This window comes from Burkholderia stagnalis (assembly GCF_039848545.1).
GTDB classification, from domain to species: Bacteria; Pseudomonadota; Gammaproteobacteria; order Burkholderiales; family Burkholderiaceae; genus Burkholderia; species Burkholderia stagnalis.
The window spans coordinates 3322899-3340018 of the sequence record NZ_CP156685.1 but is presented as its reverse complement, the minus strand read 5'-3'; the positions used below and the strand labels follow the sequence as shown (position 1 = coordinate 3340018).

The 17120-nt window shown below is 69.5% G+C and carries 15 protein-coding genes; 11 read left to right on the top strand and 4 right to left on the bottom strand.

The genetic code is table 11. The annotated features are described in order from the left end of the window. The first annotated feature begins 70 nt into the window (after positions 1–70). The 3 genes from ABFO07_RS15495 to ABFO07_RS15485 all read left to right on the top strand — a co-directional run bounded on the left by ABFO07_RS15495 (position 71) and on the right by ABFO07_RS15485 (position 5088). Positions 71–436 carry a BON domain-containing protein gene (locus ABFO07_RS15495; RefSeq protein WP_059883434.1) on the top strand — a complete coding sequence of 122 codons (366 nt, stop codon included), beginning with the start codon at positions 71–73 and terminating at the stop codon, positions 434–436. Positions 437–548: 112 nt separating this feature from the next. After that, positions 549–2648, top strand: coding sequence for a D-(-)-3-hydroxybutyrate oligomer hydrolase (locus ABFO07_RS15490; RefSeq protein ID WP_059883436.1), 2100 nt, complete (start codon positions 549–551; stop codon positions 2646–2648). A gap of 601 nt (positions 2649–3249) precedes the next feature. Further along, positions 3250–5088 carry a S10 family peptidase gene (locus tag ABFO07_RS15485; RefSeq protein ID WP_347467836.1) on the top strand — a complete coding sequence of 613 codons (1839 nt, stop codon included), beginning with the start codon at positions 3250–3252 and terminating at the stop codon, positions 5086–5088. 92 nt (positions 5089–5180) lie between these two features. Here the strand turns inward: ABFO07_RS15485 and ABFO07_RS15480 are convergent, their stop codons facing one another. From ABFO07_RS15480 to ABFO07_RS15465, 4 genes are all read right to left on the bottom strand, one after another. Then, positions 5181–5969: a sulfite exporter TauE/SafE family protein gene (locus tag ABFO07_RS15480; protein WP_059565321.1), complete on the bottom strand. Its 789-nt coding sequence runs from the start codon at positions 5967–5969 to the stop codon at positions 5181–5183. 416 nt (positions 5970–6385) lie between these two features. Continuing rightward, on the bottom strand, positions 6386–7117 hold the full coding sequence (locus tag ABFO07_RS15475; RefSeq protein WP_347467834.1) for a DsbA family oxidoreductase: 732 nt from the start codon (positions 7115–7117) through the stop codon (positions 6386–6388). A gap of 70 nt (positions 7118–7187) precedes the next feature. Continuing rightward, positions 7188–7943, bottom strand: a complete 756-nt coding sequence (locus ABFO07_RS15470) for a helix-turn-helix transcriptional regulator (protein ID WP_081059589.1) — start codon at positions 7941–7943, stop codon at positions 7188–7190. Further along, on the bottom strand, positions 7940–8902 hold the full coding sequence (locus ABFO07_RS15465) for an ornithine cyclodeaminase family protein (RefSeq protein ID WP_124490335.1): 963 nt from the start codon (positions 8900–8902) through the stop codon (positions 7940–7942). Before ABFO07_RS15465 ends, ABFO07_RS15470 begins: the two co-directional genes overlap by 4 nt. Positions 8903–9281: 379 nt before the next feature. On the opposite strand from ABFO07_RS15465, the gene ABFO07_RS15460 reads away from it, so the two are divergent. From ABFO07_RS15460 to ABFO07_RS15425, 8 genes are all read left to right on the top strand, one after another. Next, complete coding sequence (locus ABFO07_RS15460; protein ID WP_059909677.1) at positions 9282–10067, top strand: ABC transporter substrate-binding protein; 786 nt, start codon at positions 9282–9284, stop codon at positions 10065–10067. 61 nt (positions 10068–10128) lie between these two features. Next, positions 10129–11373, top strand: coding sequence for an NAD(P)/FAD-dependent oxidoreductase (locus ABFO07_RS15455; protein ID WP_060351095.1), 1245 nt, complete (start codon positions 10129–10131; stop codon positions 11371–11373). Between the two features lie 531 nt (positions 11374–11904). After that, positions 11905–14022, top strand: coding sequence for a beta strand repeat-containing protein (locus ABFO07_RS15450; protein ID WP_347467831.1), 2118 nt, complete (start codon positions 11905–11907; stop codon positions 14020–14022). Positions 14023–14335: 313 nt separating this feature from the next. Continuing rightward, positions 14336–14695, top strand: a complete 360-nt coding sequence (locus tag ABFO07_RS15445; protein ID WP_059802413.1) for a COG4315 family predicted lipoprotein — start codon at positions 14336–14338, stop codon at positions 14693–14695. Between the two features lie 27 nt (positions 14696–14722). Continuing rightward, positions 14723–15238, top strand: a complete 516-nt coding sequence (locus ABFO07_RS15440; RefSeq protein ID WP_059565329.1) for a sigma-70 family RNA polymerase sigma factor — start codon at positions 14723–14725, stop codon at positions 15236–15238. Further along, positions 15238–16017: an anti-sigma factor family protein gene (locus tag ABFO07_RS15435; protein ID WP_060161968.1), complete on the top strand. Its 780-nt coding sequence runs from the start codon at positions 15238–15240 to the stop codon at positions 16015–16017. Before ABFO07_RS15440 ends, ABFO07_RS15435 begins: the two co-directional genes overlap by 1 nt. Positions 16018–16056: 39 nt before the next feature. Further along, positions 16057–16470: a hypothetical protein gene (locus ABFO07_RS15430; protein WP_059909686.1), complete on the top strand. Its 414-nt coding sequence runs from the start codon at positions 16057–16059 to the stop codon at positions 16468–16470. Between the two features lie 41 nt (positions 16471–16511). Next, complete coding sequence (locus tag ABFO07_RS15425; RefSeq protein ID WP_059802409.1) at positions 16512–17102, top strand: LolA family protein; 591 nt, start codon at positions 16512–16514, stop codon at positions 17100–17102. Positions 17103–17120: the final 18 nt, after the last annotated feature.

Below are 17120 nucleotides of genomic sequence, written 5' to 3'. Positions count from 1 at the left end.
CGCGGGCCGGTCGCCACTGGGGGTACCCGGCCGCACTGTGCGCGGCCGTTCCGATTCACAAGGAGAAAACATGAAGTCGATCGTGTTGAGAGCGTTGGGCGCGGCCGCAGTGGCCGTCTGTCTGTCCGGCAGCGTGTACGCGCAGTCGAGCGAGCCGGCGGCGTCCGAAGCGCCCGCCGCCGCGAAGAGCGCATCGAAGGCCGCCGCGAAATCCGCGAAGCAGGCGAACCGCAAGCTCGGCTATGCCGTACGCAAGGCGATTTCGAAGCAGAACGGCATCGACGTGTCGAACATCACCGTGCGTTCGAAGGGCGGCGCGATCACGCTCGAGGGCTCGGTGCCCGATGCCGAACAGATCGAGAAGGCGGAAGCCGCGGCAAAGACCGTGCCGGGCGTGACGTCCGTCAGCAACAAGCTGAGCGTCCAGCAGCAGTGACGCCGGGCGGCGCATGACGCCGCTCGCGCTCGCATCCAGGCGGGCCTCGGCATGCCGGGGCCCGTTTTCGCTTGGCGAGTCCATCCGAAACATAACGAGAGAGAGGGCGACGATGACGAGGCTACGGTGGGGCAGGCGGTTCGGGTTCGGGGCGGCGCTGGCCGCGGTCGTGACGCTGTTCGGGGCCTGCAACGGCAACGACATCGGCGACAGCAACCGGTTGCCGGATTTCGTCGCGGGCAGCGTGCGCACGACGGCCTACGACGGCACGAGCGACGACCTGCTGACGGCCGGCCTCGGCAAGACCGGCCTCGCGAGCGCGACGGCGCCCGGGTTCGCGAACCCGTCCCGGCCGAGCGCGGCCGAGCTGCGCCGCCTCGCGATCTGGTCGAACTACCGCGCGCTCGTCGACATGAGCGCCAACGGCGGCTACGGGCGCTTCTGGGGGCCGAACGTCGATGTCGACGGCAACGACACGCTCGGCGAAGGCCGGATCGCCGGCACCGAATACCTCGCTTACTCCGACGACGGCAGCGGCCGCAGGAACGTGACGCTGCTCGTGCAGGTGCCGGCCGGCTTCGACCCGTCGCAGCCGTGCATCGTCACCGCGACGTCGTCCGGCTCGCGCGGCGTGTACGGCGCGATCTCGGCCGCCGGCGAGTGGGGCCTGAAGCGCGGCTGCGCGGTGGCCTACAACGACAAGGGCGGCGGCAACGGCGCGCACGAGCTCGGCTCGGACACCATCACGCTGATCGACGGCACGCTCGCGAACGCGGTGCTCGCCGGCAAAGCGAGCCTGTTCACCGCGAACGTGTCGAGCGGCGAGCTCGCGACGTTCAATGCGCAGTTCCCGAACCGCTATGCGTTCAAGCACGCGCATTCGCAGCAGAATCCGGAACAGGACTGGGGGCGCGTGACGCTGCAGGCGGTCGAGTTCGCGTACTGGGCGCTCAACGAGCAGTTCGCACCGCTGATCGACGGCAAGCGGCACGGCGTGCGCTATCGCCCGGGCGACATCACGACGATCGCCGCATCGGTCAGCAACGGCGGCGGCGCGGCGCTCGCGGCGGCCGAGCAGGACACGCGCAAGTGGATCACCGCGGTGGTGGTCGGCGAGCCGCAGGTCAACGTGCGGCTCGCGCCGAATGCGGTGGTGCGCCAGGGCGGCGCGCCGGTGCCGTCGTTCGGGCGGCCGCTCGCCGACTACGCGACCTTCGCGAACCTGCTGCAGCCGTGCGCGGCGGCGTCGGCCACGCTGGCCGGCGCGCCGTACCTGAGCGGGCTGCCGTCGGGCGTCACGCAGTCGATCCGCGCGCAGCGCTGCGCGACGCTGGCCGCGGCCGGGCTCGTCGCGGGCGCCGACCTGCAGAGCCAGGCCGCCGACGCGCTCGCGCAGCTGCACGCGGCCGGCTATCTCGCGGATTCCGACCTGCTGCAGGCGCCGATGTGGGATTCGCAGGCGATTCCGGCGATCGCGGTGACCTATGCGAATGCGTACACGCGTTCGCGCGTCGTCGACAACCTGTGCAACTTCAGCTTCGCGACGACCAGCGCGGGCAGCGGCGCGGTCGCGCCGCCCGCCGCGTCGCCGATGACGAGCGTGTTCGGCGCGGGCAACGGCGTGCCGCCGACCAACGGCATCAACCTCGTGTTCAACACGGGCGCCGCGACCGGCGTCGACCACCGCCTCGCGACGCCCGACGCAAGCTTCGCGGGCGCGCTGTGCCTGCGCCAGCTGTGGGCGAACGGGCAGCTGAATATGCCCGCGAACGTCGACGCGGTGCGCGTGAACGCGAACCTGCAGGGCAAGCCCGCGATCATCGTGCATGGCCGCAGCGACGCGCTCGTGCCGGTCAATCACGCGTCGCGCGCGTACGTCGCGCAGAACAGCATCAGCGAAGGCAGCCGCAGCCAGCTCGCGTTCTACGAGGTGACGAACGGTCAGCACTTCGATGCGTTCCTGCCGGTCGCCGGGTTCGACACGCGCTACGTGCCGGTGCACTACTACGACCTGCAGGCGCTCAACCTGATGTGGCGGCACCTGAAGAACGGCGCGGCGCTGCCGCCGTCGCAGGTGATCCGCACGGTGCCGCGCGGCGGCACGCCGGGCGCGGCGCCCGCGCTGTCGAGCGCGAACCTGCCGCCGATCTCGGCCGCGCCGGGCGGCAATGCGATCACGGTCGGCGCGGGGGCGGTCGACGTGCCGCTCTGAACGCGGTTCGCCGCTTGCCGAAGGCCGGACGCCGATGTCCGGCCTTTTTTGTTGAAGCGGCGGGAATCGGTCCCGAAGCCGGTTTTCGTCGAACCGCATCCGCCGTAACAAATTGTTACTTTACGGCTGAAAACCCCGAATCTAATATGCGCCGGTATTTTCACTTAATTTAATAAATTATCCAGAGCGCATATTCCTTTCTGTTCTGTTAATAGATCCTTTCGATTTTATTAATCCGGATCGTGACGCGATAAATCGCATTGGGCGATTAATCGGCGTCGCGCCGGCGGGGATCGTGCGTCCTTGAAAAACAAGGCGGCCTTGTCGGGCCTGGCTTTGTGGGGAGCCTTTTTGCCGTCGATTCGCGGATGCGTCTTAATGACCCGGAAGCGCCGTTGATTATGAGTTGCCGTTTTCAATGGAATTGATTCCATTGTGCAGTAATCGATTATCGGGTGGGGTAAATCATGCCGGTCGGCTTGCGCCGACCCGGTAAAAAACTCGGAGCGCGTCGCATAACGAATGCGCTCCTGGTGCGGAACGCCGGGCCAAATCATCCTTTGCGCCCGGCGCTATTTATCGTTCTGTTCGAGAGGCAATAATGACGACACTGAAGTCCTTGAAAGACGGTTTCGCGCTATTTGGAACGACCCTGAGCGGGCCGCTCGTCGCGGCCGCCGCCGCCGCGCTGCTCGTCACGGGCTGCGGCGGCGATGACGGCCCCAGCCCGTCCGCGGCAGCCGCCGCAGCCACGACGGCGAACGCGCCGTCCGCCGACGCCACGGCGGCCGCCGTGGCGGCCGACCAGCCGTACGTCGACAACGACGTCTACGGCACCGGCCCCAACGACGCGGTGACCGACGCCACCGAGGGCGCGGCGGTCGTGCATCGGCAGGTGACGATCGGCGGCAAGGTCGTCAAGTACACGGCCACCGCCGGCCACCTGACGACGATCGATCCGGTCACGTCGCAGCCGAACGCGAAGATGTTCTACGTCGCGTACACGCAGGACAATCCCGATCCGTCGAAGCCGCGCCCGGTCACGTTTTTCTACAACGGCGGCCCGGGTTCGTCGTCGGTCTACCTGCTGCTCGGCTCGTTCGGGCCGAAGCGGCTGCAGTCGTCGTTCCCGAACTTCACGCCGCCCGCGCCGTACAAGCTGCTCGACAACCCCGACAGCCTGCTCGACCGCTCCGACCTCGTGTTCATCAACCCGGTCGGCACCGGCTACTCGGCGGCGATCGCCCCGGCGAAGAACAAGGATTTCTGGGGCGTCGACCAGGACGCGCGCTCGATCGACCGCTTCATCCAGCGCTACCTGACCAAGTACTCGCGCTGGAACTCGCCGAAGTTCCTGTTCGGCGAGTCGTACGGCACCGCGCGCAGCGCCGTGGTGTCGTGGGTGCTGCATGAGGACGGCGTCGAGCTGAACGGGATCACGCTGCAGTCGTCGATCCTCGACTACGCGAACGCGCTGTCGGCGGTCGGCACGTTCCCGACGCTCGCGGCCGACGCGTTCTACTGGAAGAAGACGACGCTCACGCCGACGCCGACCGACCTCGACGCGTACATGGTGCAGGCGCGCAACTACGCGGACAACGTGCTCGCGCCGATCGCGCAGGCGCCGAACCCGCAGGACGGCGGCTTCGTCAACGTGCGGCTGAACCTGAACCTGCCGACCGCGCAGCAGATGGGCGCGTACATCGGCACCGATCCGGTGTCGCTGATCCAGACCTTCGGCAACCCGGCCGCGCTCGGCAACGTGCCGTCGTCGAACGACAACCCGCCGTACACGTTCTTCCTGACGCTCGTGCCGGGCATCCAGATCGGCCAGTACGACGGGCGCGCGAACTACACGGGCAAGGGGATCGCGCCGTACATCCTGCCGAACTCGGGCGGCAACGATCCGTCGATCAACAACATCGGCGGCGCGTACACCGTGCTGTGGAACAGCTACCTGAACACCGACCTGAAGTACACGTCGACGTCGTCGTTCGTCGACCTGAACGACCAGGTGTTCAACAACTGGGACTTCAGCCATACGGACCCGACCGGCGCGAACCGGGGTGGCGGCAACACGCTGTACACGGCGGGCGACCTTGCTTCGTCGATGAGCCTGAACCCGGACCTGAAGGTGCTGTCCGCGAACGGCTACTTCGACGCGGTGACGCCGTTCCACCAGACCGAGCTGACGCTCGCGCAGATGCCGCTCGATCCGACGATCAAGGCGCAGAACCTGACGATCAAGAACTATCCGTCGGGCCACATGATCTACCTGAACGACGCGTCGCGGACCGCGCTGAAGGGCGATCTCGGCAACTTCTACGACGGCATCCTCGCGAACCGCGCGGCGTTGCAGCGCGTGCAGAAGCTGCAGATGCGCGCGCAGCAGCTGCGCCAGCAGAAGCAGGAGCAGGAGCAGGAGCAGCAGCTTCACTGAGCGTGGGCGCTGCTGCCTGACGCGGCGCAAGCGATGCAAAAAAAACGCCGCCCGGCCATGCGCCGGGCGGCGTTTTTCGTTCGGGGGCCCGGTTACGCGAGCACGAGGCGGATGCCGACCGCGACCAGCGTCGACGCGAGCAGGTTGCGCAGCAGGCGCTCGGGCGCGCGCGTCGACAGCACGCTGCCGATCACGATGCCCGGCAGCGAGCCGATCAGCAGCGACAGCAGCATCGACCAGTCGACCGAGCCGAGCAGCCAGTGGCCCATGCCTGCGATGAGCGTGAGCGGCACCGCGTGCGCGATGTCGGAGCCGACGATGCGGGTCGTCGCGAGCATGGGGTACAGCAGCAGGAGCACGGTGACGCCGATCGCGCCTGCGCCGACCGACGTCATCGACACCAGCACGCCGAGCACGGCGCCTGTCAGCACGGTCGACCACAGCGTACGGGCCGGGCTCGGCGCGAGCGGGTTGCGCGCGGCCAGCGCGGTGAGCTGCGGCCGGAAGATCAGCGCGAGCGACGTGAGCAGCAGCGCGCCGCCGAGCACGAGCTGGATCATGCGCGCGGTGCCCGGCGCGTTCACGCCGTGCGCGTGCAGCACCCACAGCGTGACGGCCGCGGCCGGGACGCTGCCCGCCGCGAGCCGGCCCGTGATGCGCCAGTCGACCGAGCCCTTCAGGCCGTGGACGAGCGTGCCGGTGGCCTTGGTCGCGGCCGCGTACAGCAGGTCGGTGCCGACCGCCGTCGCCGGATGGACGCCGAACAGCAGCACGAGGATCGGCGTCATCAGCGAACCGCCGCCGACGCCCGTCAGGCCGACGAGAGTGCCGACGAACAGGCCGGACAGGGAGTACAGCAGATCGATATGGGGAAGCGACATCGGAAGCAGGCGGTTATGCGGCGTTCGGCGGCGGCGCGTGGATCAAAGCCCGACATTGTCGCAAATGTGGCGCGCGGATGTACGACTGCGTTAAAAATCCGGTGGCTGGCGGTGGTGGGGTGGGCGGAGCGCCTTGTCGCACGGGGCTCGGGGGTGTTCGGAAGCGGGGCGCCGGGTGTTCGGTCGGCGTGCTTCACGGGTGTCGGGATGCGGGGCCGGATCGGCTGCGGCGGGACGGTGAGCCAGCGAACCGGTTCCAGGCGATGAAGGCAAGCCGATCCGGCTGAAACAGGCGTTTGAACCGGATCGGTACGGCGGGCGAGGCGCCTTGCGTCAGTGCGGCGCGCGGCCGTGGCCGCACACACCGAACGCGCATGCCGCGCGACTTCCTGCCGGTTTCCGGCAGCGGCGTCGACTTACGCGTGCGGCGGCAGCGCGCAGCCGTCGGGGCCGCATGCCGCCGCGTCGTCGCCGCCGAGCGCGACGACGCCGTCCTGCCACGCCTGCTCGAGCGCCTGCGCGAACACGTCGGCCGGCTGCGCACCGGACACCGCGTAGCGGCCGCCGAACACGAACAGCGGCACGCCGCGGCTGCCGATCTGCGCGGCGCGCGCGACGTCGGCGTCGACTTCGTCGCGATACGCGTCGCTGCGCAGCACGGCTTCGACCGCCGCGCGCTCGAGCCCCGCGTCGACGGCGAAATCGGCCAGTGCGCCGGAGTCGAACAGCGAGCCGTGCTCGCTGAAATACGCGCGATAGAGCCGTTCGGTCAGCGCGTGCGCATGGCCGGTGGTTTCCGCGAGCTTCACGAGCCGGTGGCCGTCGAGCGTGTCGCCGACGAGGGTGCCGGGCAGGTCGTAGCGCAACCCGACGCTCGCCGCCGCGTCGGTCACTTGTTGCAGCATCTGCTCGACCTGTGCGGGCGCGAGCCGGTACTTGCCGGCGAGCATCGCCTCGACCGGCTCGACCGGCTGGCCGGGGAACAGCCGGTACGCGCGCAGCGCGACGTCCACGTGCTCCGCATGCGCAAACCCGGCGAGCGCCTCGTCGAAGCGGCGCTTGCCGATCCAGCACCATGGGCAGATCAGGTCGGACCAGATTTCGACGGTCAGTGTCGGGCGATGCGCAGGGGCGGGAGCGGTCGGCATGGGGGCGTGAAGACGGGCGGGTGAAAAAAATGTAACCGAGACTATATCACTTTCTGCCTCACCGCCCCGGCTACACGTCGCCCTGCGTTTCCTTCAGGTGCTTCAGATGCTTGTACACCGTTGCACGCCCCATCCCGAGCACGTTCGCGACATAGTTCGCCGCGCTCTTGCCGCGGAACGCGCCTTCCGCGTAAAGCGCCTCGACGAGTTCGCGGCGATGCTCGCGGGTGAGCCCGTTCAGGCCGACCTGCCGCTCGTGCAGCCAGCCGTGCAGGAACGTGTTGATGCGCTCCTGCCAGTCGTCGCGGAACAGCTCGTCCGGCTGCGCGACGACGCCCGCGCCCTTGATGAACAGGTCGAGCGTGGCGCGCACCTCGTCGAACACCGCGATGTTGAAGTTGATGCACAGCATCCCGGCCGGGTGCCCGTCGTCGTCGAACAGCACGTTGCTCACGCAGCGCATGCGCCGGCCGTCCCAGTTGAGCTTCTCGTACGGGCCGATCACGCGCTCGCGCGCCGAGTGGTCGGTTTCCTCGAGCGCGGAATCGTCGCCGACCTCGCGCTTGGACAGGTTGTTCGCGAGATACAGCACCGTCTGGTCGTGCAGGTCGTGGATCACGACTTCCGCATACGGGAAGAACAGCGTCGCGATGCCGTCGGCAATCGGCGCGTAGCGGGACAGCAGCAGGTCTTTGACGGGAGATTTCTTCTTGCGCATCGGAATCGCGATCTCGGGTGAGCCTGCGGCAGGCGCCCCGGGATGCCGGCGCGCAACCGCCGCGGCGGTTGCGCCATTGTATCGGGCTCGCGCGCGCGTGACGCTCATGCCCGTGCCAGGTGCGTGTACAGCGCGTGCGCGATCGCGACGTCCTCGAGGCCGAGGCCGATCGAGCGGAAGAACGCATGGCGCGTGCGCGACGGCGCGGGGCACGTGCCGCGCACGAGCGCCGGCAGGTCGCCGACGATCCGCTCGGCCGTCCAGCCGTGCTCGGCCGCGGCGCGCAGCATCTCGCCCGCGCTCGCGGGCGTCGTGTGCCGGTAGTCGCAGTACACGTCCATCTCGGGCAGCCACGCGGGCGGGATCTCGTGCGCCTGCGCGACGTTGGTGCTGATCGACGTGATGAGCGCGGGGCGCGTGAGCATGCCGTCGCCGAGCACGGGCGTGCCCGACGACGTGCACAGCATCACGACGTCCGCGTCGCGCACGCATTCGCCGAGGCTGCCGGCCGCGCACGCGCGCGGATCGAGCCTTGCGAGCTCGGCGTGCAGCGCCGTGTCGCCTTCGAGCGCCGGCGAGTACACGCGGATCGTCTCCCAGTCGCGCAACGCCGCCGTGTGCCGCAGGTGCGCGAGGCCGACCGCGCCCGTGCCGACCACCGCGAGGTGCCGCGCGCTGCTCGGCGCGAGACAGTCGACCGCGAGCGCCGTCGTGCCGGCGGTGCGCTCGACCGTCAGGCGGCCGGCGTCGCACCACATCAGCGGCTGGCCGGTGCGCATCGACATCAGCGCGGTCCAGGCGGTCACGACGGGCTTGCCGTCCGTCACGATGTACGGCGACAGCTTCGCACCGAACACCTGCTCGTCGGCGAGCGCGCCGAGGTAGGTGATGAAGTCGCCGGCCCCGCCGGGGAACAGCGTGAGCGTCTGCGGCGGCTGCACCGCGCGCGCCGTGCCGAGCGCGGCGAACATGCGGTGCAGCGTGCCGAGCACGTCGAGCGACGGAAGGGCGGCGCGCACCGCCGCGTCGTCGACGGTCAGCGGCAGGGACGGGGCGGCTTGCGTCATGGATGGTTCTCCGGTCGGGGCCGGACGCATGGTCTGTCGATGCGGGCGTCCGGTGGGGTTTGTGATGGACGAAAAGTCTAATATAGACTCGTGATTTCACGCGAGCTTTTCTTTTTCGGCTGTGCATCGGTCTGCCGATCATCGATAAGACTCATGAAATCAAAGGGTTGTGGGTGGCGCTTATGACGCCGGTGCGCCGAGACAAGCGCCCGGTTATCGTATCCCCTATAGTCTATAGTAGACTTTCAGTCTATATTTCGCGTGCATGGACTCGCGTTGCCGCATGCCCGGCCGTCCCGCGGTTCCCGCCGTTTCGACGCACGTTGGCGCAGGCGCCGCGCCGTCGATCTTCATTGCCTCAACCGAGACAGGATTCGTCATGAACTGGAAGCTCTCCCTCTGCGCCGCCGCGGCTTTCGCGAGCGTGGCCGTTGCCGCCCACGCGGAATCGACCGCCAACACCTTGCGCTTCGGCATCGAAGCCGCCTATCCGCCGTTCGAGAGCAAGACGCCGGCCGGCCAGCTGCAGGGCTTCGACGTCGACGTCGGCAATGCCGTGTGCGCGAAGCTGAAGATGAAGTGCGTGTGGGTCGAGAATGCGTTCGACGGCCTGATCCCCGCGCTGCAGGCGCGCAAGTTCGACGCGATCAACTCGGCGATGAACATCACCGCGAAGCGCCGGCAGAGCATCGACTTCACGCCGGCGATCTACGTCGTGCCGATCGTGATGGTCGCGAAGCACGGCTCGCCGCTGCGGCCGGAGGCGGCGAGCCTGCGCGGCAAGCACGTCGGCGTGCTGCAGGGCTCGTCGCAGGAGGATTTCCTGAAGGCGCACTGGGCCAACGCGGGCGTGTCGGTCGTGTCGTATCAGGACCAGGACCAGATCTACGCGGATCTCGTCGCGGGCCGCCTGGACGCGGCGGTGCAGGAGGCGCAGACCGCGCAGGACGGCTTCCTCGACAAGCCGGCCGGCCGCGACTACCAGATCGTCGGCGAGCCGCTGAAGGATCCGGCGACCCTCGGCGAAGGCACGGGCTTCGGGATGCGCAAGGGCGACAAGGCGCTGCAGGCGAAGATCGTCGGCGCGCTCGATGCGCTGAAGAAGGACGGCACGTTGAGCACGCTGTCTCAGAAGTATTTCAAGCGGGATATCATCGCCCGATAAGCGCAGCCGGGCCTGGTGTCCGGCGCGCGTCACATCCACATTCGACGCAGTGCGAGGAAGCATGGATTTCGACGTCATCGTCCTGGGGGCTGGCATCGTCGGCGTGTCGTCGGCGCTGCATCTGCAGGATCGCGGCTTGCGCGTCGCCCTCGTCGACCGGCGCGCGCCGGGCGAGGAAACGAGCCACGGCAACGCGGGGCTGATCGAGCGCTCGTCGGTCGTGCCGTATGCGTTCCCGCGCAAGCTCGGCACGCTGCTGCGCTATGCGCGCAACCGCTCGGTCGATCTCTACTGGGACTACAAGGCGATGCCGGCCTATGCGGGCTGGCTCGCGCGCTTCTGGCTCGAATCGTCGCCCGCGCGGCTCGCGGCCGCCGCGCGCGACCTGCTGCCGCTCGTCGCGGCGAGCGTCGACGAACACGACGCACTGCTCGCGCGCACCGACGCGCAGCCGCTCGTGCACGACGGCGGCTGGATCGAGGTGTTCCGCACGCCCGCGCTGTTCGACGCGGAGGCGCGCGCGCAGCAGCGCATCGCGGACGAGCACGGGCTGCGGATGAGCGTGCTCGACGCGCGCGCGTTGCGCGGCCGGGAGCCGGGCGTCGGCGACGCGTTTTGCGGCGCGTTCCACTGGCAGGACCCGAAGACCGTGTCGAATCCGGGCGGGCTGACGAAGGCCTATGCGCGGCTCTTCGAGCGCGAGGGCGGCACGGTCGTGCGCGGCGACGCGACGACGTTCGCGCAGGCGCGCGACGGCTGGTGCGTCGACACCACGCACGGGCGGATCGCGGCCCGTTCGGCGGTGGTCGCGCTCGGCCCGTGGTCCGACCAGGTGTTCGCGCCGCTCGGCTACCGGATTCCGCTGCGCGCGAAGCGCGGCTATCACATGCATTACCGGCCGACGCGCGCGCCGTTGAGCGTGCCGGTGTGCGATACCGAGCAGGGCTTCGTCGTCGCACCGATGGACGGCGGCCGCCTGCGGCTCACGACCGGCGTCGAGATCGCGCTGCGCGACGCGCCGCCGACCGGCGTCCAGCTGGCCCGCGCCGAGCCGCTCGCGCGCGACGCGTTCGGCCTGGGCGAGCGGCTCGATCCCGCGCCTTGGCTCGGGATGCGTCCGTGCACGCCCGACATGCGCCCGGTGATCGGGCCCGCGCCGCGCCATCCGCATCTGTGGTTCTCGTTCGGCCATTGTCATCACGGGCTGACGCTCGGCCCCGCGAGCGGCCGCCTGCTCGCCGAGATGATGACGGGCGCGCCGACCTACATCGATCCCCATCCGTATCGTCCGGCACGCTTCGGCTGAGCGTGATCGATCGGTGGCTGTGAATCCGGCGCCGGCCTCGATGGCCGGCGTTTTTGCGTGTGCGTCGCGCGGAGTGCCGGGGGGCAGACACACTTTTTCATTCTGCTGTCGCCGTTGCGGGTGTTTCTCTGATTTGAAATTGTCTGTGTAATTGTGTGGAAAGAAATCGAGGGATAAAACTTATCGGGTGTGCGATTTTTTAAATGCATTTTCATGTTCTTGAAACGGTTGTGCCTGGTCAATTCCATTGACATGGCCGGCGTTTCAAAAGGAGCGTTCCGGCCTTGCCCGGGATGTACCGGAACACGTTACCTCGGGCCTCGCAAACGTTACGTTACGTCCGTGCCTGCGGTATGTGTTTCTTCATATCATTAAGCGGATGGTTGGATGTTTTTTGCAATGAAATCAAATGTGATCGTGTTATTGCGTTGCAATAAATCAGGGAAATAAGCCTGATTTTCTCTGGTGGCACGCTTCGTGCGCTCCGTCCCCGTGCTTTACCAACGTAGTGTCAACGGAGATGAGATCACGATGGGAAAAAACTTCAAATTGACGGGCGCGGCGCTGTCGGTGGCGACGGTGTTCGGGATGCTGGCTTCGGGAGCCGCGGTTGCCGGGCCGCTCGACACGCTGTCGATCCCGCAGGTGATCGTCAATTCGCCGCCGGGCGGTGTCGGGGCAAGTCTTACGGCAATCGGAACGACGCCGGCGGGGTCGATCGGCGTGATCGCGTCGACCACGGGCGCGGTGACGACGACGCTCGGCGGCCCGCTCGGGGACGCGCTGACAGAGGCGCTGGGCGGCGCGGCGGGGCAGGTGACGGGGGCGCCGGGTAGCGTCGGCGGTGGGTCGAACCCGCTGGCTCCGCTTCAAGGTGCGCTGGGGCAGGCGCAGGGCGCATTAGGTGGTGCAGTCGGCCAAGTGACCGGCGCATTGGGCAACGTCGGTGGTGGCTCGAACCCGCTGGCTCCGCTTCAAGGTGCGCTGGGGCAGGCGCAGGGCGCATTAGGTGGTGCAGTCGGCCAAGTGACCGGCGCATTGGGCAACGTCGGTGGTGGCTCGAACCCGCTGGCTCCGCTGCAAGGTGCGCTGGGGCAGGCGCACGACGCGCTTGGCGGCGCGGTCGGCCAAGTGACCGGTGCATTGGGCAATGTCGGCGGCGGCAATCCGGCCGACGCGCTGGCCAACGCGGTGAACGCGATCGCAGGCCAGGTTGGTAGCGGCTCAAGCCCGCTTGCGCCGGTGCAAGGCGCGCTGAACCAGGTCGTCGGCACGCTCGGCAACGGCAACCCTGCCGGCACACTCGGCAACGCGGTGAACACGATCACCGGTACGCTCGGCAACGTCGGCGGCGGCGCAAATCCGCTGGCTCCGGTGCAGGGCGCGGTGACCCAGCTCGCCGGCACGCTCGGCGGCAACGATCCGGCCGCTGCGCTCGGCAACGCCGTGAGTTCGTTGACCGGCGCTCTCGGCAACCTCGGCGGCACGAATCCGCTGGCGCCGGTGCAAGGTGCGGTGACGCAGGTCGTCAACACGCTGTCCGGTGCCGGTGCCGGTGGCGGCAGCCCGATCGCGCCGATCACGAACCTCGTCAACGGCCTGCAGAACGCGTTGCCGACCGGCGGCAACCCGGCCGGCGCGCTGACCGGTGCGCTGGGTTCGGTGACGGGCGCGCTCGGCAGCCTCGGCGGCACGCATCCGCTCGCGTCGCTGCAGGGTGCGCTGAGCCAGGCGCAAGGCGTGCTGGGCGGCGCGGTTGGCCAGGTGACGAGCGCGCTGGGCAATGCCGGCGGCGGGTCGAATCCGCTGGCCCCGCTTCAGGGCGCGCTGAGCCAGGCGCAAGGCGCGCTGGGCGGCGCGGTTGGCCAGGTGACGAGCGCACTGGGCAATGTCGGCGGCGGGTCGAATCCGCTGGCCCCGCTGCAGGGTGCGCTGAGCCAGGCGCAAGGCGCGCTGGGCGGCGCGGTTAGCCAGGTGACGAGCGCGCTGGGCAATGCCGGCGGCGGGTCGAATCCGCTGGCCCCGCTTCAGGGTGCGCTGAGCCAGGCGCAAGGTGCGCTGGGCGGCGCAGTCGGCCAACTGACCGGCGCGCTCGGCAACCTTGGCGGCGCGAACCCGCTGGCGCCGGTGCAGGGCGCCGTGACCCAGGTCGTCAGCACGCTGACCGGCGCGGCCGGCGGTAGCCCGATCGCACCGATCACGAATCTCGTGAACGGCCTGACGGGCGGCCTGCCCGGCGGCGGCAATCCGGCCGGCGCGCTGACCGGTGCGCTCGGCGACGCGGGTGCACCGCTGTCGCAGGCGGCCGGCGCACTGACAGGCGCGCTGGCGAACGGTCCGGCACAGTTGTCGCAGGCCGGCGGCGCGCTCGCGGGCGCGGCCGGTTCGACGGCGGCGGCCGGTGGCAGCCTGATGGGCTCGGGCGCCAGCGCCGCGGGCAGTACGGCAGCGGCAGCCGGCGCACTGTCGACGACCGGCGCGAACGCGACGGCCACGGTCGTCAACGCGGCCGGCACCGCAGTCGGCACGGCGCTCGGCTCGACGCCGGGCCTGTCGGTCACGCCGCATTCGGGCGGCGGTTCGCCGAGCAACCCGCTCGCCCCGGTGTCGTCGCTGCTGACGACGCTCACGGGCGCACTGCCGAAGTAACGGAACCGGACGGCGGGCAGCAGGCGGGCGTTGCCCGTCGCCCGCCGGCACGCGCGCAAGGCGGCATGACAGTGATGTCATGCCGCCTTTTTCTTGCGATCCCTCGTCCGCCCGCTACACCCGCAGTCGCCAGCACCCGCTTAAATGCGACGGAATAATCGGCCGCGCTCGTCCGTTTATTTACCGAGTCACGGCGTCGTCGCGCGGCGGGATAATTTCCGCATCGAAGTCGATCTCCCGTTCCGCGACGGCGGCGTCCGCGCAAAGCAGGCGGCGCCGCACGCGCCGCGATGTCACGCGAAGGAGAACCGGAATGAAACGGATACTGCTCGTCGTCGCGCTGACGGCCGGGGCGTCGCTGCCCGCGGCCGCGGAGCCGCCGCAGGTCAGCGGCGGGAAGCTGGTCGACGAAGACCACATGACGCTGTACACGTTCGACCGCGACGCGCCCGGCAAAAGCATGTGCGACAGCGGGTGCGTGGCGAGCTGGCCGCCGGCGCTCGCCGACGCGTACGACAAGGCGTCGGGCGCGTGGAGCATCGTCAGGCGCGACGACGGCAAGATGCAATGGGCGTACAAGGGCCATCCGCTGTACCGCTGGAGCATGGACCGCAAGGCGGGCGATGCGGGCGGCGACGGCATGGGCGGGATGTGGCACGTCGCGCGGCCGTGATGGCGAGGCCGTGTGCGAGGCATCCGGATGAGTTACGAATCGGATCTGCTGGTGTGGCTGCCGCGCCTCACGCGGTATGCGCGCGCACTGACGGGCGACCCGGCGTGGGCCGACGATCTCGTGCAGGACACGCTCGAGCGTGCGCTGAACAAGCCGCCGCGCGTCGCCGGCAATCTCTGCGCGTGGCTGCTGACGCTGCTGCGTCACCGCTTCATCGACCAGCTGCGCGCGCGGCACGAGATCGCGGTCGACGACGCGACGGCGCCCTGGCAGACGATGGCCGCGCCCGCGGGCGAGATCAGCGGGCTGCTGCTGCGCGACGTGCAGCGCGCGCTGTACCGGCTGCCCGTCGAGCAGCGCGAGGTGCTGCTGCTGGTGGCGCTTGAGGAGCTTTCCTACCAGGAGGCCGCGCAGGTGCTGGCGGTGCCGGTGGGCACGGTGATGTCGCGGCTCGCGCGGGCGCGCGAGCACATGCGCGCGCTGCTGTCGGACGAGCAGTCCGGGCGCGGCGCCGCGCCGCTACGGGTGATCGGGAAGACATGATGGACGAATCGCGCAAGCCCTCGAACGAGCACGATGCCGACGTGTCGGCCCAGCTGCTGTCCGCGTTGCTGGACGGCGAGCTGTCCGGCGCGGAGCGGCGCGAAGTGCTCGACCGCCTGCAGGCGAATCCGGAGGATGCCGAACGATTCGCGCATTACCGCGCGCAACGCGCCGCGCTGCAGGCGCTGTTTCCGCTGCCTGCCGCCGCGCCGGCGCTGTTCGTGCAGCGCCGCGCGTCATGGCGGCGCGGCGTCGCGATCGGGTTTGGCGGGCTGGCGGCCGGCGTGCTGCTCGGCATCGCGCTGCACACAGGATGGACGGCGTTCGGCAAGGAGCCGGCGTTCGCGGCGCGCGCGGACGTCGCCTACGCGGTGTACGCGGTCGACCGCCAGCATCCGGTCGAAGTCGGCGCCGGCGATCCGGAGCGGCTCGCGGCATGGCTGTCGGCGCGCGTCGGCCGGCCGGTCCGCGCACCGTCGCTCGCCGAGTACGGCTACGCGCTGATCGGCGGCCGGCTGTTGCCCGGCGTGTCCGGCCCGGCCGCGCAGTTCATGTACGAGCGCGCCGACGGCGAGCGCGTGACGCTGTACGCGACGGTGTTCGCCGGGCACGACCTGAAGCCGCGCGCGTTGCGCGCCGACGGCCGCCGCACCTATTTCTGGTCGGATCGCGGCATGGGCTATGCGCTGTCCGGCCGCGGCGACGATCCGCGCCTGCGCGAGATCGCGATGGAGGCGTGCGGCGCGCTCGGCGGCCGGACCGACGTATGGAAGGGTTGACGCGCGCGTCGCGCGGGAACGGAGATTGCGGAGGGTGCGATGACGCGAATGGCCCGGATCCTGTTGATCGCGCTGGCGGCCTGCGCAGGCGCCGCGCGTGCCGCCGAGGACGTGCCCGTGCACGTACCGGTCGACGCTGACGGCGTGCAGCGGGTCGCGATCGTCGGCGGCAGCTATTTCTTCCGTCCGAACCATGTGATCGTGAAGGCGCGCGTGCCGGTCGAGCTGACGGTGTCGAACGAGACCGGGTTGATTTCGCACAACTTCGCGATCGACGCGCCGCAGGCCGGCATTGCAGTGCGCACCGAACTGACGGCCGCGCCGAAGACGTTCCGCTTCACGCCCACGCAGGCGGGCCGCTTCGCCTACTATTGCACGCATCGCCTGCTGTTGTTCAAGAGCCATCGCGACCGCGGCATGGAAGGCGTGCTGGAGGTCGAGGAGGGGCCGTGATTGCCGGATGGCTGGCCGCCGCCGCGCTGCTTGGAGCGAGCATGACCGCAGACCCCTTGACCGTCGCGCAGGAACGTTTCGAGCAGGCGAGCTCGTACCGGGCGACGATCCGCTCGTCGCCGCGGCATGGCGAGCGCACCGAAATCCACTATGCGTACCGCAAGCCCGGCTACATCCGGATGGACTTCGTGTCGCCGCATCATGGCGCGGTGCTGATCTACGATCCGGCGAGCGGCAAGGTGCGGCTGCGGCCGTTCGGCGCGCACGTGCCGCCGGCGCTGTCGCTGTCGCCGGCCAATCCGCTCGTGCGCGACGCGAGCGGCCACCGGGTCGACCAGTCCGATGTCGGCGAGCTGCTGCGCAACGTGCGCGCGCTGCAGGAAGGCGGCGTGACCGTGACGCAAGGCGAGGAGACGGTCGGCGGCCGGGCCGCGCTGCGCGTGAGCGTCACCGGCGCGCCCGCGCACGCGGTGGCGGGCGTGCACCGCTACCAGCTGTGGCTCGACGTGCGCGACGGCTTTCCGCTGAAGGTGCTCAGCTTCGCGGATGGCGACGAGCAGCCGCTCGAAACCGTCACGCTCGACGATATCGAGATCGACGTTGCATTCCCCGATCACTTCTTCGATCCCTGAATCCCGACGCGCCGGAGG